Genomic DNA, 22,092 nt, shown 5'->3' on the forward strand with positions numbered 1-22,092 from the left:
GAGTAGTTATGGGTGATCGGCACGACTATGTGGCCCTCGAATGGGTCAAAGGCGAGATTGCCGAAACGCTGAAGCAGGCTCATCGGGCGATAGAAACCCTGATCGACGACCCGCAGGCGACGCACGCGCTGAGTGAGTGTCTGGCCTGTGTCCATCAGGTGCACGGCAGTTTGCAGATGGTCGAGTTCTACGGCGCGGCGCTGCTCGCCGAAGAGATCGAGCAACTGACCTGCGCCTTGCAGCAGAACCGCGTCAGCCATCGCGACGAGGCCATTCGTTTGCTGCTGCATGCCCTGGGGCAATTGCCGACTTACCTCGACCGGGTGCAAGGCGCCCGGCGTGACCTGCCGCTGGTGGTGTTGCCGCTGATCAACGACCTGCGCAGTGCCCGTGGCGAAAGCCTGTTGTCGGAAACCAGCCTGTTCAGCCCGCAACTGCCGGAACTGCCGCCCCTGAGCGAAGAAGCCCTGGCGCTGCTGGAGCCGTCCGACTTGCCGGATGTGCTGCGCAAGTTGCGGCAAATGCTGCAGATGGCGCTGGTCGGCTTGCTGCGCGAGCAGGATGACGAAACCCACTTGGCTTACCTGGCCAGGGTTTTTGCACGCCTTGAAGGGCTGTGCGGCAATGCGCCGCTGAGCCCGTTATGGCACGTCGCTTCGGCGCTGGTCGAAGGCATGCGCAATGGCTCGATTGCCAACAGCCCCGCGTTGCGCAGTCTGTTCAAGGACGCCGACAAAGAGCTCAAGCGTCTGCTCGAGCAAGGCATGCCCGCGATCAATCAACCGGCACCGCCAGAGCTGCTCAAGAGTTTGTTGTTCTATATTGCCAAGGCCGAACACCCCACCGGGCAGATGCTGACCATGAAAGATCGCTACTCACTGGACGACGCGCTACCCGACAGTGCGATGGTCGATGAAGAACGGGCGAGGCTGGCCGGCCCTGATCGCGATGCCATGCGTTCGGTATTGGCGGCGTTGTGCGAAGAGCTGGTGCGGGTCAAGGAGCGCCTGGACCTGTTCGTGCGCAGCGACCGCCAGCACACCTCGGACCTCGAAAGCCTGCTGGCGCCCCTGCGGCAAATCGCCGACACCCTGGCGGTGCTCGGTTTCGGCCAGCCGCGCAAGGTCATCATCGATCAACTGGCGGTGGTGCTGAGCCTCGCCCAGGGCCAGCGCGAACCTAACGACGCGACCCTCATGGACGTCGCCGGGGCCTTGCTCTACGTCGAAGCGACCCTGGCCGGCATGGTCGGCACCGTGGAGCCGGAAAGCCAGGAAGACAGCCGTCTGCCGACCACCGACCTGACGCAGATCCACCAGATCGTGATCAAGGAAGCGCGCATCTGCCTGCAGCAGGCCAAGGACATGATCGTCGACTACATCGACGCCGACTGGGACCGTCAGCATTTGCAACCGTTGCCGGCATTGCTGACCCAAGTGCGCGGTGCGCTGGCGATGATTCCGTTGGCCCGCGCGGCGAGCCTGGTCGAGGCCTGTAACGGTTTCATCCGCGAGCATCTATTGGTGGACCCGGGGCAGCCCGGCTGGCAGCAACTGGACAGCCTGGCTGACGTCATCACCAGCATCGAGTATTACCTGGAGCGTCTCAGCGACGACCCCGAAGCGCCCGGTGAACAACTGCTCGACGTTGCGGAAAAAGGCCTGGCCGCACTCGGCTGTTTCCCCAGCGAACAGCACGTGCCGAAGCTTGAGGATGTGCTCAGCCCCAGTGAAGCCCTGGTGATGCAGGACATGCAGGAGCTGGACGACCCCGAAACCGTCCAGTCGTTGGCCGATGTACTGGCCAGCCCGGTGTCGTCCGTCAACCCGCCGGCACTGACGATGCCCGGTAGTCTGTTGCCGCCGCCCGCCGATGAACAACCGGTGGACGATGAACTGCGGGAAGTCTTCCTCGAAGAAACCGACGAAGTTCTGGAAATCCTCCAGGAGTACCTGCCGCGCTGGTCGGCCAATCCCGACAGCACATCGGTTTTGAGTGAATTACGCCGCGCCTTCCACACCCTCAAGGGCAGTGGCCGGATGGTCCGCGCGTTGGTGCTGGGCGAGCTGGCCTGGGCGGTGGAAAACCTGCTCAACCGCGTGCTTGAACACAGCGTTGCACCTTTGCCTGCAGTGCAGCAACTGGTGGGCGACGCGCTGAAGTTGCTGCCGGAACTGGTGGCCGAGTTCGCCGCCAACGCCCAGCGCCAGCGCAACGATGTCGATCAATTGGCCGCCCGCGCCCATGCCCTCGCCAAGGGTTATGAACCGCTGTCCGATGAGGACGCGCAGGATGTCGCGGCGCTCGATCCGCTGTTGCTGGAGATCTTCCGCAACGAAGCCGAAACCCATTTGAACAGCCTCAATCGCTTCCTCGATCAGGCCGCCGAGCACGTACCGCTGCAGGCCAGCGACGAGTTGCAGCGAGCCTTGCACACCCTCAAGGGCAGCGCGTCGATGGCCGGCGTGCTGCCGATTGCCGAGCTGGCGGCGTCGCTGGATCAACTGGCCCGGGAGTACAAGGCGCACCGGATTGCCCTCGACCTGGACGAAGTCGAGTTGCTGCTGGAAGCCGAAGGCTTGTTCCGCCTGGGGCTGCGACAGCTCAAGAGCGACCCGCTGGCCGAAATCCCCGGCGCCCGTTCGTTGATTGAACGCACCCGGACATTGCTGGCCGAACATTTGCAAAGTCTGTCGAGCGCGCCCGGCACGGGGCTGCGGATCAAACGCGACCCGCAACTGATCAACAACTTCCTCGCCCAGGGCATGGACATCCTGCTGGACGCCGAAAGCCTGTTGCAGCGCTGGCAGCAGCATCCCGGCGAGCGCCAGGAACTCAGCGCACTGCTGGACGAATTGACGACACTCGGCGAAGGCGCGCACCTGGCCGACCTGCATCCGGTGGATGAACTCTGTGAAGCCTTGCTCGATCTCTATGGCGCTGTGGAAGAAAGCAGCCTGGCGGTCAGCGACAGGTTCTTCCACGAAGCACAAAGTGCCCACGAAGCGCTGATCAACATGCTCGATGAACTGGCTGCCGGCCAGGAAGTCACTGCGCAACCGCAGCGGGTGCGGGCCTTGCGCGACTTGCTGGATGAGAGTCTCGACCCATCCGCCATGGGCCTGATTCGCAGTGATGGCAGCCGCACCCTGAGTATTCGAGAACTGGGCAGCGCCACGGCCGAGCTGGAGCAGGCCGCGACTGAGGTGGATCTGGACGACGAAATCGTTTCGATCTTTCTTGAGGAAGCGGTGGATATCCTTGAAAGCGCCGGCCAGGCCTTGCAACGCTGGTTGAGCGACCCGGAAAACGCCGCGCCGCTACTGTCTTTACAGCGCGATTTGCACACCCTCAAGGGCGGTGCGCGGATGGCCGAGGTCGAGCCGGTCGGCGATCTGGCCCATGAACTGGAAAGCCTTTACGAAGGCCTGGTGGACCGCCGTTACAGCCACAGCGAAGCGCTGGCGCAGTTGCTGCAACAGAGCCATGACCGACTGGCCGTGTTCCTCGAACAGTTGCAGCACAACCGTCCGTTGGGCGATCCGGGCGAATTGATCGAGGCCATTCGTGAGTTTCGTCTGGGTAATGCCGGCAGTGCCGAGGTGATCGAACCGGCGGCCAGCAACGACTCGCCGGGGCATGATCCCGAGCTTCTGGACATCTTCCTCGAAGAAGGTTTCGACATCATCGAAAACTCCGGCGCGGCGCTGTTGCGCTGGCAGGCCGAGCCTTCGAATCGTCAGGAAGTGGAAACCCTGCTGCGCGACCTGCATACCCTCAAGGGTGGCGCGCGAATGGTGGAAATCGCGACGATCGGCGACCTGGCCCATGAGCTGGAATTCCTCTACGAAGGCTTGTCCGCTGGCGCGCTGCAACCGACCGCGGCGCTGTTCACGCTGTTGCAAAGCAGCCATGACCGACTGGCGCAGATGCTCGACGCCACCCGCGCCGGTCAGCCACTTCCACCGGCCGATCAGCTGATCGAGGCGATCAAGAATTTCAGCCACCCGGCGGTGCCGGAAACACCGACACCGGCGGCGATGCCCGCAGCGCCCAAAGCCGAGCCAGCCGCGTTGCAACCCGAAGGCGCCGACACGGTCAAGGTCTCGGCGGAGTTGCTCGACGATCTGGTCAACCTGGCCGGGGAGACTTCGATCTTCCGTGGCCGTATCGAACAACAGGTCAACGATGCACGGGTGGCCCTGAGCGAAATGGAAACCACCATCGAGCGCATGCGCGACCAGTTGCGCCGCCTCGATACCGAAACCCAGGGGCGGATTCTCAGCCGTCAGCAAGTCGAGGCCGAGCGCCTGGGTTATGAAGAGTTCGACCCGCTGGAGATGGACCGTCACTCGCAGTTGCAACAGCTGTCGCGGGCATTGTTCGAGTCCGCCTCCGACCTGCTTGACCTCAAGGAAACCCTCGACCGGCGCAATCAGGATGCGGAAAACCTGCTGCAACAGCAGGGCCGCATCAACACCGAATTGCAGGAAGGCCTGATGCGCACGCGCATGGTGCCGTTCGAACGAATGCTGCCGCGTTTGAAACGCATCGTGCGTCAGGTTTCCAGCGAACTGGGCAAGGATGTGGAGTTCATCGTTGGCAACGCCGAAGGCGAGATGGACCGCAACGTCCTCGAGCGCATGGCCGCGCCGCTGGAACACATGCTGCGCAACGCCGTCGACCATGGGCTGGAATCGGCCGAGGTACGGATCGCGGCCGGGAAACCGGCTCAAGGCAAGATCACCCTCGACTTGTCGCGAGAGGGTGGCGACATCATTTTCGACATCTGCGACGACGGTGCCGGCGTGCCGCTGGACGCCGTGCGGCGCAAGGCGATCAAGCGCGGCTTGCTCGCCCCGGACAGCGACATCAGCGACCGCGACGTGCTGCAATTCATCCTGCAACCGGGGTTTTCCACCGCCGAGAAAATCACCCAGATCTCCGGGCGTGGCGTCGGCATGGACGTGGTTCACGAAGAAGTCCGGCAGCTCGGCGGGACCATGAGCATCGACTCGACGTCGGGGCAGGGCGTGCATTTCCGGATTCGCCTGCCGTTCACCGTGTCGGTCAACCGCGCGCTGATGGTGCAGTGCGGGGAGGATCAATACGCGATCCCGCTGAACACCATCGATGGCATCGTTCGCGTGCTGCCCAACGAACTCGAAGGGCATTACCGGCTCGATCCACCGAGCTACGAATACGCCGGGCAACGCTATGAGCTGTGCTACCTCGGCGATCTGCTGAAAACCAGTACCCGCCCGAAACTGCTGGGCCAGAGCCTGCCGTTGCCGGTATTGCTGGTGCAGTGCAACGAACGGCACGTTGCGGTGCAGGTGGACGCCATGGCCGGCACCCGGGAAATCGTGGTCAAAAGCCTCGGCCCGCAATTTGCCGCAGTGCAGGGTTTGTCCGGTGCGACGATTCTCGGCGATGGTCGGGTGGTGCTGATTCTCGACTTGCTGGCGCCGATCCGCGCGATGCAAGCGCAGGTGCCGCAACGACCGGTGACACAGGACGTCGAGCCCGAGGCGCAACGGCCGTTGCTGGTGCTGGTGGTCGATGATTCGGTCACCGTGCGCAAGGTCACCAGCCGTCTGCTGGAGCGCCACGGCATGAACGTACTGACCGCCAAGGACGGTGTCGACGCCATGCTACTGCTGGAAGAACACATGCCCGACCTGATGCTGCTGGACATCGAAATGCCACGCATGGACGGCTTCGAAGTGGCGACCCAAGTGCGCGCCGACGAACGCTTGCAGCATCTGCCGATCATCATGATCACCTCCCGCACGGGTCAAAAACACCGCGACCGCGCCATGGCCATCGGCGTCAACGACTACCTCGGCAAGCCGTATCAGGAATCGGTGCTGCTCGACAGCATCGCCCGCTGGAGCAAAACCCATGCATGAGCACCGCTCCAGCAACCTCACCGGTTTGCTGCTGCCCCTGGCCGACCGCAACCTGATCCTGCCCAACGTCGCCGTCGCCGAACTCATCGATTACCAACCCGGCGCCTTCGACCTCGACACCCCTGCGTGGTACTTGGGGCGGGTGACGTGGCGGGAACGGCAGATTCCGTTACTCAGTTTTGAGTCGGCATGTGGCAGCAAAGTGGTGATCGGCGAGCGGGCGCGGATCGTCATCCTCAATGCCCTTGGCGGGCGGCCTGAGTTGAAGTTCATTGCGCTGCTGGTGCAGGGGATTCCGCGTTCTTACAAGCTCGACAGTCAGTTGAGTTATGTTGACGTGCCGTTGTGTTCGCTGGAGAAGGCGGCGGTGCAGGTGGGGGAGCAAGTGGCCAAGGTGCCTGACTTGCTCGCGCTGGAAGACCTGCTTGTGAATGCGGGTCTGGTCTGACCGGACCCTGTGGCGAGGGGGCTTGCCCCCGTTCGGCTGCGCAGCAGTCGTAAAACCATTGTTCTCGGTTTACCTGATACAGCTCGGTTGCAGGTTTTGGGGCTGCTTCGCAACCCAACGGGGGCAAGCCCCCTCGCCACAGGGGGTGGTGCGTTAAACCCCGGCCCGAGCCTTCATCTGCAACGACTCATGATGATCCAGCACCCGCTCCACCAACAACTGCACGCCATCGGCCAAACGGCTGAGCGCCAAGGCTACAGAGCGGCGTGAGCCTTCCACATCGTCCGCGAGATCGGCAGCAATGGCGCTGATGGACAGCAGGTCTTCGGAGGCATTGGCCAGAAGGGCTTCGGTGTCGATGTCGGGGGAGACGCTGAAGAGGCGGAGTTTGCGGCGTTTGGCCGGTTTTTCGTGGAGCGGAGGGAAGTAATGGGAGAAGGCGCGGTCGGCGGCTTCCTTCATTTTTTCTGCATCGAGGGATGCTTGGGAATCGACGCCGGTTTCCGGGGGATTGGGAGTAGCTTTGAACATAGTGAATCACCGTATAGGGTTGGAGCTGGCCCATTCGGTTTCCAAGACGAAGGGGTGACAGCTGTACGCAGGCTGGAAACCCGGGGTACGGCAACCCGGTCGACCCGAAGGTCTCCCGCGCACAGCCGCCATAACGGAGTGCACACTTTGAAAGGTGCGCAAGCATACGTTATGAAGGGCGCTTTGGCGCCAGTAACTCATCGGGGTTTCCAGTCCCGGTCGCTGAGGTTGTCAGCGACACACAAACGATAAAGATCAACGCAAAACCTCACCAGTCAGCGGCTTCCGGCATTGCTGTAGGCAGCGACGCACGACTGTGTAGCCTCACACCGTTCCTGCTGACATACCTTTAAACACAAAACCCCAAGCGGTCGGACCTTTCTGTGGCGAGGGAGCTTGCTCCCGCTGGGTTGCGAAGCAGCCCCAAAACCTGCAATCGAGGTGTATCAGGTACACCGAGAACAATGGTTTTACGACTGCTTCGCAGCCGAACGGGGGCAAGCCCCCTCGCCACAAAGGTTTCTGCATTAGGTTGAAGATTCCCAAAAAGGGACCTATCGTTCCTTTTTTGGGACTTATCGGTCGTTGCCGTGAAAAACCTGTCATTGAGTGAAGCCTTGTTCACCACCACCCAGCAAAAAGTGCTCGGCCTGCTGTTTGGTAAACCCGACCGAAGTTTTTACGCCAACGAGATCGCCCGCTGGGCTCAAGTGGGTAAAGGCAGCCTCATGCGCGAGCTGGATCGGTTGCAGCGGGCAGGCGTGCTGACCATGACCCGTCAGGGCAACCAGACCCACTATCAAGCCAATCCCGACTGCCCGATCTATGCCGAACTGCTGGGCATTGCCCGCAAAACCTTTGGTATTACCGAGCCTCTGCGTCAGGCGCTTCAACCCTTTGCCGAACAGATCACCTGGGCATTTGTGTACGGCTCTATCGCCAAGGATCAGGCAAACGCATCCAGTGACATTGATCTCATGCTGATCGGCGAGGGCCTGCACTACAGTGAAGTGATGGAGCGGCTTATACCAATGGAGGAGCAGTTGGGCCGCGTCCTCAACCCGACGCTCTACACCCCCGACGACTGGGCCGCAAAACTGGCGGCTGAAAATAGTTTTGTCGTGCGGGTAGCGCAGCAGGACAAGATCAATCTGATGGGGGCAAACCCTTTGGAGTCCAAGGATGGGCAGCAACGAGAACCTGGAAAACCTGTTACGTAGTGGTGGACTGAAAGCTGAGCCGCCGGATCGCAAGGAATGCGAAGGGCTGATGCGTTCGGCTGTGGATCGATTGAAGGACGCCCAAACGTCTTCACTTTCCTTCGCGAGTCGTTTCGACCTGGCATACAACGCTGCCCATGCCCTTGCACTGACGGCTCTTCGTTTGTGCGGCTACCGTTCAGACAAACGCTATCTGGTGTTTCAGTGCCTGGTTCATACCGCTGATATTGGCAAAGTACAGGTTCGGCTATTCGCCCTGTGTCATGAGCGACGAAACCTGGCGGTGTTCGATCATTACGGTCAGCGTAATGATCCGTCTCTCTGCTTGATTGATGCCCCCCACCCAACACTCCTAAGGTGACTCCCACGACAGCGAACCCGTGGAGTGGTCATGACAACAACAATATCCCCCGACTCGCGATGGACGCGGCGGCGCAGCGAAAAGCAGCGGCGTCTCGAATTGGTGAAGGGGCTTGCCGACGGTGTGGTGTTGCCCACCGACAAGATCGTGGCAGCGCTGGAGGCGTTGATTCTGCCCGGCGACCGTGTGGTGCTGGAGGGCAATAACCAGAAGCAGGCGGATTTCCTTTCCCGCTCCCTGGCCAAGGCCGATCCGGGCAAGCTGCATGATTTGCACATGATCATGCCCAGCGTCGGGCGCTCCGAGCACCTGGATCTGTTCGAACGCGGCATCGCGCGCAAGCTCGATTTCTCGTTCGCCGGTACCCAGAGCCTGCGCATCAGCCAGTTGCTCGAAGACGGTTTGCTGGAAATCGGCGCGATCCACACCTACATCGAACTCTATGCGCGGCTGGTGGTGGACCTGATCCCCAACGTCGTGCTCTCGGCCGGTTTCATGGCCGACCGCGCCGGCAACATCTACACCGGCCCAAGCACCGAAGACACGCCCGCGTTGATCGAACCGGCGGCCTTCAGTGACGGCATCGTCATCGTCCAGGTCAATCAACTGGTGGACGATGTCAGCGACCTGCCTCGCGTGGATATCCCCGCCTCCTGGGTCGACTTCGTGGTGGTGGCGGACAAGCCGTTCTACATCGAGCCGTTGTTCACCCGCGACCCACGGCACATCAAGCCTGTGCACGTGTTGATGGCGATGATGGCGATCCGCGGGATCTACGAAAAACACAATGTTCAGTCGCTGAACCACGGCATCGGCTTCAACACCGCCGCCATCGAATTGATCCTGCCGACCTACGGCGAATCCCTCGGCTTGAAGGGCAAGATCTGCCGCAACTGGACGCTCAATCCGCACCCAACCCTGATTCCGGCCATCGAAAGTGGCTGGGTCGAAAGCGTGCATTGCTTCGGCACCGAACTGGGCATGGAAAACTACATCGCCGCCCGGCCTGATGTGTTCTTCACCGGCCGCGATGGCTCCCTGCGCTCCAACCGGATGTTCAGTCAGCTCGCCGGGCAATACGCGGTGGACCTGTTCATCGGCGCGACCCTGCAAGTCGATGGCGACGGTCATTCTTCGACAGTGACTCGCGGTCGCCTGGCCGGTTTCGGTGGCGCGCCGAACATGGGGCACGACCCGCGCGGGCGTCGTCACGGCACACCCGCCTGGCTCGACATGCGCCACACCGACGTGGCCGAGCCGATGCTCGAACGCGGCAAGAAACTCGTGGTGCAAATGGTCGAGACCTTCCAGGAGGGCGGCAAACCGACCTTCGTCGAAACCCTCGACGCGGTGGAGGTGGCGAAGAAAAGCGGCATGCCGCTGGCGCCGATCATGATCTATGGCGACGACGTCACCCACCTGCTCACCGAAGAAGGCATCGCCTATCTGTACAAGGCCCGTTCCCTCGAGGAACGCCAGGCGATGATCGCTGCCGTCGCCGGGGTGACCGCCATCGGCTTGCGCCACAACCCCAAAGACACCGCGCGCATGCGCCGCGAAGGGCTGATCGCCTTGCCCGAAGACCTCGGCATCCGCCGCACCGACGCCACTCGCGAACTGCTCGCAGCGAAAAGCGTGGCCGATCTGGTGGAATGGTCCGGTGGCCTCTACAACCCGCCCGCCAAGTTCAGGAGCTGGTAATGCACGCATTCAACCTGCAACCGAAAACGTTAACCCTGGCCGAACGGCTGGCGGACCTGGCGGTGGACGCGCTGATCGACGAAGCGGACCTGTCGCCGAAACCGGCGCTGGTGGACCGTCGCGGCAATGGTGCGCACACCGATTTGCACCTTGGGCTGATGCACGCTTCGGCGTTGTCCCTGTGGCCGGCGTTCAAGGCAATGGCGGACGCGGCCATCGAGTTCGGTGAAGTCGGCCTGCCCCTGCGTGAAGCTGTCGGGTGCATTGGTCGTGAAGGCGAGCAAGTGATGCTCGCTACTACAGGCGGTGTGAACACCCATCGTGGGGCGATCTGGGCCTTGGGGCTTCTGGTCACTGCCGCCGCGCTGGAACCTGAATCCTGTGCCGCAAGCTCAATCGCTTTGCGCGCTGCACGCCTGGCCTTACTCGACGACCGTTACTCGCCACGTCCTTTAAGCCACGGTGCCCAGGTCGCCCAACGCTACGGCGTTCGCGGTGCCCGTGAAGAGGCGCAGCTTGGTTTCCCGGCGGTGCTGCACCGTGGTTTGCCGCAACTAAAACGCAGCCGTGCTGCAGGCCATGGCGAACAGAACGCCCGGCTCGATGCTCTGCTGGCGATCATGACGACACTGGCCGACACCTGCGTCCTTTACCGCGCAGGCGAACAAGGCCTGCACACCATGCAACTCGGCGCGCAAGCCGTGCTCGATGCCGGCGGCAGCGCCAGCCTCGCCGGTCGCCGTCGTTTGCATGAGCTGGACCAACAATTAATCGCGTTGAATGCCTCGCCCGGTGGCGCTGCGGACTTGCTCGCAGCCTGCCTGTTCATCGACCGCATTGAGTCGCGCGACGGCATCTCCCAGGGAGCGTTTTGATGGAAACCTTATCCTTTGAATTCCCCGCCGGGCAGCCGCCACGGGGCAGGGCGCTGGTGGGCTGTGTGGGCTCGGGCGATCTGGAAGTGCTGATCGAACCAGGGCTGGCGGGCAAGTTGACGATCCAGGTGCAGACCTCGGTCAATGGCAGTGAACAACGCTGGCAGCATCTGTTCGCACGGATGTTCGATGGCCAGACACCGCCCGCGATGGCGATCGATATCCACGATTTCGGCGCCACCCCCGGTGTAGTGCGCTTGCGTCTGGAACAGGGCTTTGAGGAGATCGGTCATGACTGACAGCGCAGCGCTTCTCAACCCATTCCTTGAAAGGCAGAGCTTCGTCGAACTCGGTGCCCGGCAACGGGCAAAAGCGCTGCTCGATGCCGGCACCTTCCGCGAATTGCTCGACCCGTTTCAGCGCGTCATGTCGCCCTGGCTGTCGCGCCAGGGCGTGGTGCCGCAAGCCGATGACGGGGTGGTGATCGCCAAGGGCAGCATTGGCGGTTTGCCGGTGGTGATCGCGGCCATCGAAGGCGCGTTTCAGGGCGGCAGCCTGGGTGAAGTCGGCGGGGCGAAGATTGCCGGTGCGCTGGAACTGGCCGCCGAGGATAACCGCAAAGGCATTCCCACCCGTGCCGTGTTGCTGCTGGAAACCGGCGGCGTGCGTTTGCAGGAAGCCAATCTCGGGCTGGCGGCGATTGCCGATATTCATGCGGCGATCGTCGATCTGCGCCAGTACCAACCCGTGGTTGGCGTGGTCGCTGGCAGCGTCGGCTGCTTTGGCGGGATGTCGATTGCTGCCGGGCTGTGCAGCTATTTGCTGGTGACCCAGGAGGCGCGCCTGGGCCTGAACGGTCCGCAAGTGATCGAACAGGAAGCCGGGCTTGAGGAATACGACTCCCGGGATCGTCCTTTCATCTGGAGCCTGACCGGTGGCGAGCAGCGTTTCGCCAGCGGTTTGGTGGATAGTTTTGTTGCCGACGATGTGGCGCAGGTGCAACAACAGGTCAGCCAATTGCTCAAGCGCGGTTTGCCAGCGCAGCAGCGCAGTCGTCAGGCCGAGTTGTACCTGCAACGGCTGGCTCGTCTGGACGCCGCACCGCAAATCGAGCCGTCAGTGGTTCGCGATCTGTATCAAGGAGAGCGCTCATGAGCACGTATTCCCTCAGAGGCCTGAACTGGTTCAACGCCTTGAGTGCAGGCGCAAAACCGGTGGAGGGTTTGCCGGCTTCATTGAAAGTGGCTGACGGCGTCTTGGGTGACCGGCCCGTTCGCTTCATCGCTGTGGTGGCTGATCCTGACAACCGGTTCGTTCGTGCGCGCAATGGCGAGGTCGGGCTGCTGGAAGGCTGGGGGTTGGCCAAGGCGGTGGATGACGTCATCACCGCTGATGCTGACAAAGCGCACAAACGCGCCTTGATCGCCATCGTCGATGTGCCGAGTCAGGCTTACGGTCGGCGCGAAGAAGCCCTTGGCATTCATCAGGCCCTGGCCGGTGCGGCGGACAGTTATGCCCGCGCCCGACTGGCCGGCCATGCGGTGATCGGTTTGCTGGTGGGCAAGGCGATGTCCGGGGCGTTTCTGGCTCACGGGTATCAGGCCAACCGGCTGATTGCGTTGCGCGATCCGGGGGTGATGGTGCATGCGATGGGCAAGGCGTCGGCGGCGCGGGTGACGTTGCGCAGTGTCGAAGAGCTGGAGGCGTTGGCCGCCAGCGTGCCGCCGATGGCCTATGACATCGACAGCTATGCCAGCCTGGGCTTGCTCTGGGAAACCTTGTCGGTGGAGCAGATCGAGCAGCCGACGACGGCGGATCTGGCTCGCGTGACGGAGTGCCTGAGCCAGGCGATTGGCGATGTCGCTGCCAGCGGTCGCGATCTGAGCAGCCGCTTGGGCGCGAGTAACCGCGCAGCGTCGAGCAAGGTTCGTCAACTGCTGAGAGCGCAGTGGTGAACACGTTTCTGGCCCACGACCTGCTTTGGGGGATGACCCTGGAGCAGTTGCCGGCGGATGCACCTGCGTGGGTGGTCGAGTCGATCAGCGCGGGTCAGCCGGTGGTAGTCCGGCGCGCGATCACCGCGCCGGATCAGATCGCGGTCGGGGTGCGTGGGCGCTTGCGCGAGCAGCGTTATGCAACGTCGATGGCGATCGCGGTGATTTCGAATCGGGTAAGGCCGGAAGACCTTTGCCATGCAGAGTCGACTCGCGACCTGCCGGCCCTGCGAGCGCTGGCGCAACTGCGGCCGATGCTCGACGCCTGCGGTTGGGTGTGGGGTGTCAGCGGCAGCGCCGGGTTCGAATTGGCCAGCGGTTTTACGGCGCTCCATGAGCGCAGCGACCTCGACTTGATCCTGCGTACACCGCAGCCGTTGAGCCGTACTCAAGCGCGGGCATTGATGATGCTTCTCGGCAGCGCCGAGTGTTTGGTGGACATGCAATTGCAGGCGCCGAATGGCGCTGTCGCCCTGCGCGAATGGGCTAGCCCGTCGCAACGGGTTCTACTCAAAAACGCCCATGAAGCGTGTTTGGTCAACGATCCCTGGAACCCGCAGGAGCAAGCAGCGTGAGCAGCTTGCTGGTGTTCCCCGGCCAGGGCGCGCAGCAGCCGGGCATGCTCCATCGTTTACCTTGGGAAACGCTGATCGAGGCCAGCGAGGTGCTTGGCGAAGACGTCTTGCTGCTCGATTCTGCCGAGGCGTTGCAGTCGACAAGGGCGGTTCAGCTGTGCCTGCTGATTGCCGGCGTCGCCGCTTCGCGTCAGTTATCAATGGCACCGGATTACGTGGCGGGACTGTCCATCGGTGCCTACCCGGCGGCGGTGGTTGCGGGCGCCTTGAGTTTCAGTGATGCGCTGCATCTGGTCAGCCTGCGCGGTGAGCTGATGCAGCAGGCTTATCCTCAGGGCTACGGCATGACCGCGATCATCGGTCTGGAATTGGCGACGGTGGAAGGGTTGCTGGCGCAGGTTCACAGTGTTGATACACCGGTTTACCTGGCCAACATCAACGCCGATAACCAGGTGGTGATTGCTGGCAGTGATTCGGCGATGAAAGCAGTTGCCGACCTGGCGCGCAGCCGTGGCGCCGGTCTGGCCAAGCGTCTGGCGGTCAGCGTGCCGTCCCATTGCCCGCTGCTGGAAACACCGGCGAAAACTCTGGCCGAAGCCTTCGCCAAGGTGCAATTGAAAACGCCGACCCTGGGTTACCTGAGCGGCAGTCGAGCCCGGCCCGTCATCAACACGGATGCCTTGCGCGACGACCTGGCGTTCAACATGTGCCGCGTCGTCGATTGGCGCGGTACGGTGCAAAGCGCTTACGAGCGCGGCGTGCGTTTACAGATCGAACTGCCGCCCGGTGCGGTGTTGACCGGGCTGGCGCGCCGGGTGTTCGAGCAGGGCACCGTGATTGCCTACGACGGTGCACGGCTCGATACCTTGCAGGCGCTGTTGCGTGAGGAGGGAAGCCGCCAACCCTAGATCACCGACTCAGGTTGCGAACTACAAAAACAACAATTCCGACGATGCACTTTGAGGACTACAACAATGATTATTTACGGTGTGGCGCTGTTGGCGATCTGTACGCTGGCAGGGGTGATCATGGGTGACATGCTCGGCGTGTTGCTGGGTGTGAAATCCAACGTCGGCGGGGTCGGGATCGCGATGATCCTGCTGATTTGCGCGCGGTTGTGGATGCAAAAACGCGGCGGCATGACCAAGGATTGCGAGATGGGCGTCGGCTTCTGGGGCGCCATGTACATTCCGGTGGTGGTTGCCATGGCGGCGCAACAGAACGTGGTCACCGCCCTGCACGGCGGCCCGGTGGCGGTGCTGGCGGCGATCGGTTCGGTGGTGCTCTGCGGCTGCACCATTGCGTTGATCAGCCGAACCCACAAAGGCGAACCCTTGCCCGATGAACCGGTGGACATAACACCGGTCGGCACGCCAGTAGGAGGTCGCTGATATGTGGGAACTCATTGAGAAAGGCCTGGTAAATAACAGTCTGGTCACGGCATTCGCGTTTGTTGGCGTAATCATGTGGGTGTCGGTGATTCTGTCCAAGCGCCTGACTTTCGGGCGGATTCATGGCTCGGCGATTGCCATCGTCATCGGCCTGGTGCTGGCCTGGGTTGGCGGCACCATGACCGGCGGGCAAAAAGGCCTGGCGGATCTGTCACTGTTTTCCGGCATCGGCTTGATGGGCGGCGCCATGTTGCGTGACTTCGCCATCGTTGCCACGGCGTTCGAGGTGCAGGCCACCGAAGCGAAAAAGGCCGGGATGATTGGCGTCATCGCGCTGCTGCTGGGCACGATTCTGCCGTTCATTGTCGGGGCGAGCATTGCCTGGGTGTTCGGTTATCGCGATGCGATCAGCATGACCACCATTGGCGCGGGTGCGGTGACGTACATCGTCGGGCCGGTGACGGGTGCTGCGATTGGGGCCTCATCCGATGTGATGGCGCTGTCGATTGCCACCGGGTTGATCAAGGCGATTCTGGTGATGGTCGGCACGCCGGTGGCGGCGCGCTGGATGGGCCTGGATAACCCGCGCTCGGCGATGGTATTTGGCGGCTTGGCCGGGACGGTGAGTGGTGTGACTGCCGGGTTGGCGGCGACGGATCGGCGGTTGGTGCCGTATGGCGCGCTGACGGCGACGTTCCATACCGGGCTTGGGTGCTTGCTTGGGCCTTCGTTGCTGTACTTCGTTGTTCGCGGGATTGTTGGTTAACGAATGACTGCTTCTTGTGGCGAGGGAGCTTGCTCCCGCTGGGCTGCGCAGTAGCCCCAACTTCTACCACCGAGGTGTATCAGGTAAATCCGGTGGCCTGGTTTTGCGGGCGCTCCGCACCCGAGCGGGAGCAAGCTCCCTCGCCACATTCAAGCCTGGCGATTGGCATACATCCGGCACTCCGCCAACAGCGCCAGCAGATTCGGGTCACGCTCCTTGGCCTTGAGAAACACCACGCCAATGTGCTGCTGCAACCGGTACTTTTCCTGCAATGGAATCAGCTTCACCCGGTTCTCATACACCGCCGCAATCCGCCCCGGCAGCAACGCATAACCCACCCCCGAGCTGACCATGCTCAGCAGGGTGAAGATGTCGTTGACCTGCATCGCCACCTTCGGCTCGAACCCCGCCTGCTTGAACACTCGAATGCCGTCCTGGTGCGTGGCGAAGCCTTGGGTCAAGGTGATGAACGTTTCGTCGCGCACCTCGGCCAGGTCGACTTCGCTCCGCTGGGCAAAGGGCGAGTCCGCCGGGGTGGCGAGGAAGATGTCATCGGAAAACAGCGGGATCTGTTCGCAGTCCGGGTCGTTGACGCTGTCGTCCAGTGACACCAGGATCGCGTCGACTTCCATGTTCTTGAGTTTGTACAGCAGGTCGATGTTCGAACCCAGGATCAGGTCGATATTGAGTTCGCTGCGGCGGATTTTCAGGCCCATGATCAGCTGCGGCACAGTCTTCACCGTCAGCGAATACAGCGAGCCGAGCTTGAAGCGTTCGGCGGAGAACCCGGCGGCTTCGCGGGTCAGGCGCACGGTTTCGAGCACGTCCTGAATCAGCTTCTGCGCCCGCTCTTCCAGCACATAAGCGCTTTCCAACGGGGTCAGGTTGCGCCCTTCGTGCTTGAATAGCGGGCAACGCAGGGCGCTTTCCAGGGAGTGGATGGCGCGGTGCACGCTGACGTTGCTGGTCTGCAACTCGACGGCGGCGCGGGCCAGGTTGCCGGTGCGCATGAAGGCCAGGAACACTTCGAGTTTTTTCAGGGTCAACTCTTCATCGATCAACATGGGCCAGACTCTTATTCGTATGTCTCGATTGTGCCCAATTGGCTAACGTTTGGCTCGATGGCTTTCGTAGGGGGGCATTGTGTTCTGAAACATTGCGCTTTTAACCTTGAGGCCTGAGCCTTGCGCGCGGCGGTAATGAACGTAGAGGTGAGCAACACATGTATCACGGGGAAAGATTGAACGCCTGGACGCATTTGGTTGGGGCGGTGGCGGCATTGGTCGGGGGCGTGTGGCTGCTGGTGATCGCCAGTATGGATGGCAGTCCGTGGAAGATCGTCAGTGTGGCGATTTACGCGTTTACCTTGCTGGTGCTCTACAGCGCCTCGACCGTGTACCACAGCGTGCGTGGGCGCAAGAAAGCGATCATGCAGAAGGTCGATCACTTTTCGATCTACTTGCTGATTGCCGGTAGTTACACGCCGTTCTGCCTGGTGACCCTGCGCGGGCCATGGGGCTGGACCTTGTTCGGGATTGTCTGGGGGCTGGCGCTGATCGGTATCCTGCAAGAGATCAAACCGCGCTCGGAAGCACGGATTCTGTCGGTCGTGATTTACGCGGTGATGGGCTGGATCGTGCTGGTGGCGGTCAAGCCGTTACTGGCGGCACTGGGCCCTGTCGGCTTTACCTTGCTGGCGTCGGGCGGGGTGTTGTACACCGTGGGGATTATCTTTTTTGCCCTCGACCATCGTCTGCGCCACGCCCATGGGATCTGGCATCTGTTCGTGATAGCCGGGAGTTTGCTGCACTTTGTGGCGATTTGGTTCTACGTCTTGTGACTGCTTTTGTGGCGAGGGGGCTTGCCCCCTCGCCACAAGGCCCTAGAAGTCACCCCAGAGTTGTTGGGCCACCGCCAATGCCACCACCGGCGCGGTTTCGGTGCGCAGCACGCGCGGGCCGAGGCGGGCGGCGTGGAAACCGCCAGCCTTGGCCTGTTCGACTTCGACGTCCGACAAGCCGCCCTCCGGACCGATCAGGAACGCCAGGCTTGCAGGTTTGGCGTGGCTCACCAGCGGCTCGGCCACCGGATGCAGCACCAGTTTCAATTCGGCCGCGGTCTGCTTCAACCAGTCAGCCAACAGCAATGGCGGATGAATCACCGGCACCCGTGAACGCCCACACTGCTCGCAGGCGCTGATCGCCACCTGACGCCAGTGCATCAGGCGTTTGTCGGCGCGTTCGTCCTTGAGGCGGACCTCGCAGCGGTCGGTGAAAATCGGGGTGATTTCGGTGACGCCCAGTTCGGTGGCTTTTTGAATCGCCCAGTCCATCCGCTCGCCACGGGACAAACCCTGGCCGAGATGGACCGCCAGCGACGACTCGACCTGACCGGTAAAGCTTTCATCGATTTGCACCACCACGCGCTTCTTGCCGACTTCCACCAGTGTGCCGCGAAACTCATGGCCCGAGCCGTCGAACAGTTGCACCGCATCACCCTCGGCCATGCGCAGCACACGGCCGATGTAATGCGCCTGGGCTTCGGGCAACTCGTGTTCGCCGGTGCTCAAAGGGGCGTCGATAAAGAAGCGGGACAGTCTCATCTTGGGTCTCTACGGTAAGTTCGGATCGAGTTGCTTTTGTGGCGAGGGAGCTTGCTCCCGTTCGAGCGCGAAGCGGTCGCAAGGTTTACCTGACACTCCTCAGTGTCAGGTTTTTGGGGCTGCTACGCAGCCCAGCGGGAGCAAGCTCCCTCGCCACAGGGTTACTACTCAGTGGCAGCTAGCCCGGATCGCGATAGCCCGGATGAAAGTCCTTCGGTACCGCCACGCTGACGCTGTCACGGGTGGCGATGTCGATGCCTTCGCTGGCCACTTCGGCCAGAAAATCGATCTGCTCCGGGGTAATCACGTAAGGCGGCAGGAAATACACCACGCTGCCCAACGGCCTCAGTAAAGCACCTCGTTGCAGTGCATGCTGGAACACGGTCAAACCGCGACGTTCCTGCCACGGGTAAGCGGTCTTGCTGGCCTTGTCCTTGACCATCTCGATCGCCAGCACCATGCCGGTCTGGCGCACTTCAGAGACGTTCGGGTGATCGGCCAGGTGCGCGGTGGAGGAGGCCATGCGCTGGGCCAGAGCCTTGTTGTTCTCGATGACGTTGTCTTCTTCGAAGATATCCAGCGTCGCCAATGCCGCCGCGCAGGCCAGCGGATTGCCGGTATAGCTGTGGGAATGCAGGAAGGCGCGCAGGGTCGGGTAGTCGTCGTAGAACGCGCTGTAGACCTCATCGGTGGTCAGGCAGGCCGCCAACGGCAGGTAACCGCCAGTCAGGGCCTTGGACAGGCAGAGGAAGTCCGGGCGGATACCAGCCTGTTCGCAGGCGAACATTGTGCCGGTACGACCGAAGCCGACGGCGATTTCATCGTGGATCAGGTGCACGCCATAACGATCACAGGCGTCGCGCAGCAGCTTGAGGTACACCGGGTGATACATGCGCATGCCGCCGGCGCCCTGAATCAGCGGCTCCAGAATCACGGCGGCCACGGTATCGTGGTTGTCGGCCAGGGTCTGCTCCATGGCGGCGAACATGTTGCGTGAGTGTTCTTCCCAGCTCATGCCCTCGGGGCGCAGGTAGCAATCGGGGCTCGGCACCTTGATGGTGTCCATCAGCAGGGCTTTGTAGGTTTCGGTAAACAGCGGCACGTCGCCCACTGCCATCGCCGCCATGGTCTCGCCGTGGTAGCCGTTGGTGAGGGTGACGAAGCGTTTCTTGTTCGGCTGGCCGCGGTTGAGCCAGTAGTGGAAGCTCATTTTCAGCGCGACTTCAATGCACGATGAACCGTTATCGGCGTAGAAACACCGGGTCAGGCCTTCGGGCGTCATCTTCACCAGACGCTCGGACAGCTCGATCACCGGCTGATGGCTGAAACCGGCGAGGATCACGTGTTCCAGCTGATCGACCTGATCCTTGATGCGCTGGTTGATCCGCGGGTTGGCGTGGCCGAACACATTGACCCACCAGGAGCTGACGGCGTCGAGGTAGCGTTTGCCTTCGAAGTCTTCCAGCCACACGCCTTCACCGCGCTTGATCGGGATCAGCGGCAGCTGTTCGTGGTCTTTCATCTGGGTGCAGGGATGCCATAACACGGCGAGATCGCGTTCCATCCACTGTTTATTCAGGCCCATTTTCTGTCTCCTCGAGGCTACCCGTGACGTAGGCGGGTAAACAATCGCGCAAGCCTATGCAATGCGCGTCACGGGGACAACCCATTGTGTCGATTGAGCTACTTTGTATAGGACGATAGACGTCGCTGGCGGCGTTTTGATGGCTGACGTATTCTTCGCGGCTCTTTGAGTCGTCTGACTCGTAAAACCGCTATTTCCTCGTGTATTTCCGGAGTTCTCTGAATGTCTGCTGGTTGGCTGCGCGCCTGTGCGCTGGTGATGTTAGGACTGTTCAGCGTTTCGGCGCTGGCCAAGGATAAAACGGCGATCGTGGTCGGCGGCGGGCTTTCGGGCCTCACCGCGGCGTACGAACTGCAGAGCAAAGGCTGGCAGGTCACCTTGCTGGAAGCCAAACCGACCCTGGGCGGTCGTTCCGGCATGGCCACCAGCGAGTGGATCGGCAACGACAAGACCCAACCGGTTTTGAACAAGTACATCTCGACGTTCAAGCTGAGCACCACGCCAGCCCCCGAGTTCGTGCGGACCCCGGGTTACCTGATCGACGGTGAATACTTCAGCGCCGCCGATCTGGCGACTAAACAGCCGGCCACCAGCGACGCGCTGAAACGCTACGAAAAGACTCTGGATGACCTGGCGCGCTCGATCGAAGACCCGCAAAACCCGGCCGCCAACAGCACGCTGTTCGCCCTGGACCAGATCAACGTGGCCAACTGGCTCGATCGCCTGAATCTGCCTGCCACTGCGCGTCAGTTGGTGAATCAGGAGATTCGTACCCGTTACGACGAACCTTCGCGCCTGTCGCTGCTGTATTTTGCCCAACAAAGCCGCGTCTACCGTGGCATTGCTGACCGTGACCTGCGCGCCTCGCGCCTGCCCGGCGGCAGCCCGGTGCTAGCCCAGGCCTTCGTCAAACAACTGAAAACCATCAAGACCGGTTCCCCGGTTTCGTCCATTACCCAGGACAAGGATGGCGTGAGTGTCAAGGTCGGCAGCGTTGGCTATCAGGCGGACTACGTCGTGCTGGCCGTGCCGTTGCGCGCACTGAGCAAGATCCAGATGACTCCGGCGCTGGACGCCCAGCACATGGGCGCCATCAAGGGCACCAACTACGGCTGGCGTGACCAGATCATGCTGAAGTTCAAGACGCCAGTGTGGGAAAGCAAGGCGCGCATGTCTGGCGAGATCTACAGCAACGCCGGTCTGGGCATGTTGTGGATCGAGCCGGCCTTGAAGGGCGGCGCCAACGTGGTGATCAACATTTCCGGCGACAACGCGCGGGTGATGCAGGCCTTTGGCGACAAGCAAATGGCCGATCAGGTGCTGATTCGTCTGCACGCCTTTTATCCACAGGCACGCGGTTCGTTCACCGGTTATGAAATCCGCCGCTACAGCACCGACCCATCAATGGGCGGCGCTTACCTGGCCTTCGGTCCGGGGCAGATCAGCAAATACTGGCGCCTGTGGGAGCGTCCGCTGCAACGTGTAGCCTTTGCCGGCGAACACACTGACACCTTGTACCCAGGCACCCTGGAAGGCGCCTTGCGCACCGGTCAGCGTGCAGCCAGTCAGCTGGAAGACCTGGCAGCGGGCAAATCGTTTGAACCGGCGAAAGTTGTGCCGGCAGCGACCGCTGCGGCGGCAGGCGCGGTAGTGGCGAAGAAAGGCAATTTCTTCAGCAACATGTTCGGTGGTTCGTCCGATAAAGCGGCCGACAAGGCAGAACCTGCGAAGGTTGAAGCGAAAGCTGAAGAGACCAAGCCTGGCTTCTTCTCGCGGATGTTTGGTGGTGGCTCCGACAAGGCTCCGGCCAAGGCGCCAGAACCCGTGGCCCCCGTTGCTCCGGCACCCGCGCCAGTTGCTGCGCCGGCTCCGGCACCTGCACCGGTTGAGGCACCGAAGCCAGTGGTGCCGGCGCAAGCCGAGCCGGTGAAGAAAGCACCGGCCAAAGCGCCAGTGAAAAAGCCTGCTGCCAAAACCGGGGCCAAAAAGGCTCCGGCCAAGGCAACGGCGAAAAAGGCTGAGCCAGTGAAGAAACCAGTGGCGAGTACCGCTGCGAAGGCACCGGTGGCGACTGAAACCAAGACACAGTAAGTCTTGGGATCAAAAAAAAGCGCGGCAGAGATGCCGCGCT

The 22,092-nt window shown here is 61.9% G+C and carries 19 protein-coding genes; 15 read left to right on the top strand and 4 right to left on the bottom strand.

All coding sequences use genetic code 11. From position 1 onward, the window contains the following. Nucleotides 1–8 precede the first annotated feature (8 nt). Both AC07V0_RS12340 and AC07V0_RS12345 read left to right on the top strand, forming a co-directional pair. Complete coding sequence (locus AC07V0_RS12340) at nt 9–5,912, top strand: Hpt domain-containing protein (protein ID WP_086944408.1); 5,904 nt, start codon at nt 9–11, stop codon at nt 5,910–5,912. Next, nucleotides 5,905–6,360 carry a chemotaxis protein CheW gene (locus AC07V0_RS12345; RefSeq protein WP_086944409.1) on the top strand — a complete coding sequence of 152 codons (456 nt, stop codon included), beginning with the start codon at nt 5,905–5,907 and terminating at the stop codon, nt 6,358–6,360. The genes AC07V0_RS12340 and AC07V0_RS12345 overlap by 8 nt, the downstream gene beginning before the upstream one ends. Nucleotides 6,361–6,513: 153 nt before the next feature. Here the strand turns inward: AC07V0_RS12345 and AC07V0_RS12350 are convergent, their stop codons facing one another. Beyond that, nucleotides 6,514–6,891: a DUF6124 family protein gene (locus AC07V0_RS12350; protein ID WP_086944410.1), complete on the bottom strand. Its 378-nt coding sequence runs from the start codon at nt 6,889–6,891 to the stop codon at nt 6,514–6,516. A gap of 590 nt (nt 6,892–7,481) precedes the next feature. On the opposite strand from AC07V0_RS12350, the gene AC07V0_RS12355 reads away from it, so the two are divergent. The 11 genes from AC07V0_RS12355 to madM all read left to right on the top strand — a co-directional run bounded on the left by AC07V0_RS12355 (nt 7,482) and on the right by madM (nt 15,774). Further along, entirely contained in the window at nt 7,482–8,111 is a 630-nt protein-coding gene (locus tag AC07V0_RS12355) for a nucleotidyltransferase domain-containing protein (protein ID WP_026331824.1), read from the top strand. Next, nucleotides 8,074–8,472, top strand: a complete 399-nt coding sequence (locus AC07V0_RS12360; RefSeq protein ID WP_086944411.1) for a hypothetical protein — start codon at nt 8,074–8,076, stop codon at nt 8,470–8,472. The genes AC07V0_RS12355 and AC07V0_RS12360 overlap by 38 nt, the downstream gene beginning before the upstream one ends. A gap of 30 nt (nt 8,473–8,502) precedes the next feature. Next, complete coding sequence (gene mdcA, locus AC07V0_RS12365) at nt 8,503–10,173, top strand: malonate decarboxylase subunit alpha (protein ID WP_019580630.1); 1,671 nt, start codon at nt 8,503–8,505, stop codon at nt 10,171–10,173. Further along, on the top strand, nt 10,173–11,048 hold the full coding sequence (locus AC07V0_RS12370) for a triphosphoribosyl-dephospho-CoA synthase (RefSeq protein WP_086944412.1): 876 nt from the start codon (nt 10,173–10,175) through the stop codon (nt 11,046–11,048). The genes mdcA and AC07V0_RS12370 overlap by 1 nt, the downstream gene beginning before the upstream one ends. Then, nucleotides 11,048–11,347 carry a malonate decarboxylase subunit delta gene (locus tag AC07V0_RS12375; RefSeq protein ID WP_007941972.1) on the top strand — a complete coding sequence of 100 codons (300 nt, stop codon included), beginning with the start codon at nt 11,048–11,050 and terminating at the stop codon, nt 11,345–11,347. The genes AC07V0_RS12370 and AC07V0_RS12375 overlap by 1 nt, the downstream gene beginning before the upstream one ends. Further along, on the top strand, nt 11,340–12,203 hold the full coding sequence (locus tag AC07V0_RS12380; protein WP_086944413.1) for a biotin-independent malonate decarboxylase subunit beta: 864 nt from the start codon (nt 11,340–11,342) through the stop codon (nt 12,201–12,203). The genes AC07V0_RS12375 and AC07V0_RS12380 overlap by 8 nt, the downstream gene beginning before the upstream one ends. After that, nucleotides 12,200–13,003 carry a biotin-independent malonate decarboxylase subunit gamma gene (gene mdcE / locus AC07V0_RS12385; RefSeq protein ID WP_019650241.1) on the top strand — a complete coding sequence of 268 codons (804 nt, stop codon included), beginning with the start codon at nt 12,200–12,202 and terminating at the stop codon, nt 13,001–13,003. The genes AC07V0_RS12380 and mdcE overlap by 4 nt, the downstream gene beginning before the upstream one ends. After that, nucleotides 12,997–13,617, top strand: coding sequence for a malonate decarboxylase holo-ACP synthase (locus AC07V0_RS12390; protein WP_086944414.1), 621 nt, complete (start codon nt 12,997–12,999; stop codon nt 13,615–13,617). Before mdcE ends, AC07V0_RS12390 begins: the two co-directional genes overlap by 7 nt. Then, a complete protein-coding gene (gene mdcH, locus AC07V0_RS12395; protein WP_086944415.1) occupies nt 13,614–14,525 on the top strand; it encodes a malonate decarboxylase subunit epsilon in 912 nt (303 codons plus the stop codon). The genes AC07V0_RS12390 and mdcH overlap by 4 nt, the downstream gene beginning before the upstream one ends. A 66-nt stretch (nt 14,526–14,591) precedes the next feature. After that, nucleotides 14,592–15,008 carry a malonate transporter subunit MadL gene (madL, locus tag AC07V0_RS12400; protein WP_018928727.1) on the top strand — a complete coding sequence of 139 codons (417 nt, stop codon included), beginning with the start codon at nt 14,592–14,594 and terminating at the stop codon, nt 15,006–15,008. A 1-nt stretch (nt 15,009) separates the two neighbouring features. Continuing rightward, nucleotides 15,010–15,774 carry a malonate transporter subunit MadM gene (gene madM, locus AC07V0_RS12405; protein ID WP_018928728.1) on the top strand — a complete coding sequence of 255 codons (765 nt, stop codon included), beginning with the start codon at nt 15,010–15,012 and terminating at the stop codon, nt 15,772–15,774. Between the two features lie 149 nt (nt 15,775–15,923). On the opposite strand, the gene AC07V0_RS12410 is transcribed toward madM, so the two are convergent. Continuing rightward, complete coding sequence (locus AC07V0_RS12410) at nt 15,924–16,838, bottom strand: LysR family transcriptional regulator (RefSeq protein WP_019580637.1); 915 nt, start codon at nt 16,836–16,838, stop codon at nt 15,924–15,926. A gap of 158 nt (nt 16,839–16,996) precedes the next feature. Here AC07V0_RS12410 and trhA point away from each other — a divergent pair, with 158 nt between their 5' ends. After that, on the top strand, nt 16,997–17,614 hold the full coding sequence (gene trhA / locus AC07V0_RS12415) for a PAQR family membrane homeostasis protein TrhA (RefSeq protein WP_018928730.1): 618 nt from the start codon (nt 16,997–16,999) through the stop codon (nt 17,612–17,614). Nucleotides 17,615–17,656: 42 nt separating this feature from the next. Here trhA and AC07V0_RS12420 read toward each other — a convergent pair whose 3' ends face one another. Beyond that, nucleotides 17,657–18,376 carry a 16S rRNA (uracil(1498)-N(3))-methyltransferase gene (locus AC07V0_RS12420; RefSeq protein ID WP_064620925.1) on the bottom strand — a complete coding sequence of 240 codons (720 nt, stop codon included), beginning with the start codon at nt 18,374–18,376 and terminating at the stop codon, nt 17,657–17,659. A gap of 178 nt (nt 18,377–18,554) precedes the next feature. Then, nucleotides 18,555–19,961, bottom strand: a complete 1,407-nt coding sequence (locus AC07V0_RS12425) for an adenosylmethionine--8-amino-7-oxononanoate transaminase (protein WP_018928732.1) — start codon at nt 19,959–19,961, stop codon at nt 18,555–18,557. A gap of 222 nt (nt 19,962–20,183) precedes the next feature. On the opposite strand from AC07V0_RS12425, the gene AC07V0_RS12430 reads away from it, so the two are divergent. Beyond that, a complete protein-coding gene (locus AC07V0_RS12430; RefSeq protein ID WP_192350798.1) occupies nt 20,184–22,052 on the top strand; it encodes a flavin monoamine oxidase family protein in 1,869 nt (622 codons plus the stop codon). The last annotated feature ends 40 nt before the right edge of the window (nt 22,053–22,092 follow it).

Source organism: Pseudomonas sp. GW821-FHT01E10 (genome assembly GCF_059422365.1).

Bases quoted from the DNA above. Each gene is read 5' to 3' on its own strand.
- AC07V0_RS12340 (WP_086944408.1), top strand. From the start codon at position 9: ATGGGTGATCGGCACGACTATGTGGCCCTCGAATGGGTCAAAGGCGAG.
- AC07V0_RS12345 (WP_086944409.1), top strand. From the start codon at position 5,905: ATGCATGAGCACCGCTCCAGCAACCTCACCGGTTTGCTGCTGCCCCTG.
- AC07V0_RS12350 (WP_086944410.1), bottom strand. From the start codon at position 6,891: ATGTTCAAAGCTACTCCCAATCCCCCGGAAACCGGCGTCGATTCCCAA.
- AC07V0_RS12360 (WP_086944411.1), top strand. From the start codon at position 8,074: ATGGGCAGCAACGAGAACCTGGAAAACCTGTTACGTAGTGGTGGACTG.
- mdcA (WP_019580630.1), top strand. From the start codon at position 8,503: ATGACAACAACAATATCCCCCGACTCGCGATGGACGCGGCGGCGCAGC.
- AC07V0_RS12370 (WP_086944412.1), top strand. From the start codon at position 10,173: ATGCACGCATTCAACCTGCAACCGAAAACGTTAACCCTGGCCGAACGG.
- AC07V0_RS12375 (WP_007941972.1), top strand. From the start codon at position 11,048: ATGGAAACCTTATCCTTTGAATTCCCCGCCGGGCAGCCGCCACGGGGC.
- AC07V0_RS12380 (WP_086944413.1), top strand. From the start codon at position 11,340: ATGACTGACAGCGCAGCGCTTCTCAACCCATTCCTTGAAAGGCAGAGC.
- mdcE (WP_019650241.1), top strand. From the start codon at position 12,200: ATGAGCACGTATTCCCTCAGAGGCCTGAACTGGTTCAACGCCTTGAGT.
- madL (WP_018928727.1), top strand. From the start codon at position 14,592: ATGATTATTTACGGTGTGGCGCTGTTGGCGATCTGTACGCTGGCAGGG.
- madM (WP_018928728.1), top strand. From the start codon at position 15,010: ATGTGGGAACTCATTGAGAAAGGCCTGGTAAATAACAGTCTGGTCACG.
- AC07V0_RS12410 (WP_019580637.1), bottom strand. From the start codon at position 16,838: ATGTTGATCGATGAAGAGTTGACCCTGAAAAAACTCGAAGTGTTCCTG.
- trhA (WP_018928730.1), top strand. From the start codon at position 16,997: ATGTATCACGGGGAAAGATTGAACGCCTGGACGCATTTGGTTGGGGCG.
- AC07V0_RS12420 (WP_064620925.1), bottom strand. From the start codon at position 18,376: ATGAGACTGTCCCGCTTCTTTATCGACGCCCCTTTGAGCACCGGCGAA.
- AC07V0_RS12425 (WP_018928732.1), bottom strand. From the start codon at position 19,961: ATGGGCCTGAATAAACAGTGGATGGAACGCGATCTCGCCGTGTTATGG.
- AC07V0_RS12430 (WP_192350798.1), top strand. From the start codon at position 20,184: ATGTCTGCTGGTTGGCTGCGCGCCTGTGCGCTGGTGATGTTAGGACTG.